This window comes from Oscillibacter sp. CAG:155, from assembly GCA_000436875.1.
Lineage (GTDB): Bacteria > Bacillota > Clostridia > Oscillospirales > Oscillospiraceae > Oscillibacter.
Genome location: FR890890.1, coordinates 2,712 through 4,295 on the forward strand (window position 1 = coordinate 2,712; position 1,584 = coordinate 4,295).

At 64.3% G+C, this 1,584-nt stretch carries 2 protein-coding genes; both read right to left on the reverse strand.

Annotation, left to right across the window (positions count from 1 at the left end):
- On the reverse strand, positions 1-701 hold a 701-nt coding region (locus QZL67_RS04605; RefSeq protein WP_292919870.1), incomplete at its 3' end, for a DegV family protein.
- 161 nt (positions 702-862) lie between these two features.
- Entirely contained in the window at positions 863-1,435 is a 573-nt protein-coding gene (locus tag QZL67_RS04610) for an ATP-binding cassette domain-containing protein (RefSeq protein WP_022289589.1), read from the reverse strand.
- Positions 1,436-1,584 lie beyond the last annotated feature (149 nt).

The window sequence follows — 1,584 nt, forward strand, 5'->3', positions numbered from 1 at the left end:
GTGCGGCAGGTGTCCACAAGGAAAACCCGGCGGGTGTCGATGTCCGTCCGTCCGGCAAGCCGCTCCCGGACATAGTCCCCCACCACCTTCTCCATGGAGCCCCGGTACTTCTTGGTCACGGACATCTTGCCACCGATGACCTCCACGCAGGGATGGAGCTTGAGAAGGTTGGCGCCCAGAGCGGTGACGGCGGGACAGCGCCCGCCCTTTTTCATATAGTCCAGCCGGTCCAGGACGAAGCTGGTCTCCACTCGGGGGATCAGCTCCTCCACAAGGTTCAAAATCTCACTGACGGATTTGCCGGACTCTGCCGCCTCCGCGGCGGCCAGCACCAGTATGCCGTGGCCCACCGTCAGGTTGGCCGAGTCCACCACGTAGACCTCCGGCACCTCCTCCGCCGCCAGTTTGGCGTTTTGATAGCAGCTGGAAAACTGCATGCCGATGTTGAAATGGATGACCGCGTCATACCGCTGGGTCATCCGGCGGAACACGTCTTCATAGTCGGCGATATTGACGGCGTTGGTGGTGGTGATCTCGCCGCCGGCGTCCACATGGGCCGCGATGTCCTCAATGCGGATGTCCACGCCGTCCTGATACAGCCGCCCCGCCTTCACGATCCCCAGGGGGATGACCGTGATGTCATGCTGCTCCAGCAGGCTCCGGGGCAGGTCACAGGTGGAATCGGTGGTGATCTTGATCATGGGCAATATGCTCCTCCTTGCGGTCCGCGGGACCGTGTTCGTTTCTTTTCCCGTTTTTGGGGGTTCTTTTTGAAATCGATTATACCATAGCTTTGCCCGGAATTCCAGTCTTGCGCCCGTGAAAAAACGGCCGGGCAAGACGCCGCCCGACCGCGTTCTCTTTAATTGAGGTGAATGACCCGGGCAGAGAGCGCCTCGGCGTCGGCCTCGTCGTGGGTCACCAGCAGCACCGGCCGAAGCGCCGTCCGCTCCAGGATACACCCGGCCGCCCGGCGGCGGTTGTCCCCGTCCAGCCCAGTGAAGGGCTCGTCCAGGATCAGGGCGTCGAAGGGGGCCAGCAGCGCCCGGGCCAGCGCCAGACGGCGCTTCATGCCGCCGGACCACTCCCCCACCGGCTGCACACCGGTATCGGAAAGGCCCAACTCCCCCAGCAGCGCCAGGGCCGCCTCCTCATCAAAGACACCGCCCAGCGCAAAGCGGAGATTACCCCGCCAGTCCCGCTGTTCCAGCAGCCGGTCCTCCTGAAACACGGCGGAGAGCCGCCGCCCCTCCAGGTCCCGGACCGTGCCGCTGTCCGGCCGCTCCAGCCCCAGCAAGATCCGCAGCAGCGTGGTCTTGCCCGCCCCGGAGGGGGCCATGAGGCAGGTGACGCCGCTGCCCACGGTAAAGGTCACGTCCCGCAGAACTACCTGGCCGCCGTAGGCCTTGGAGATGTGGTCGAGTACCAGTTCCATTACGTTCCCGCCTTTCTCACCAGGGCGTCCACCGCCGCCAGAAACAGCCGCTCAAAAACCATGGACACCGCCACGATCACGGCAGTCCAGGCAAAGAGGTCCGGCGTCTGGAAATACACCTTGGCGGTGTAGAGCCGCTCGCCCACCGT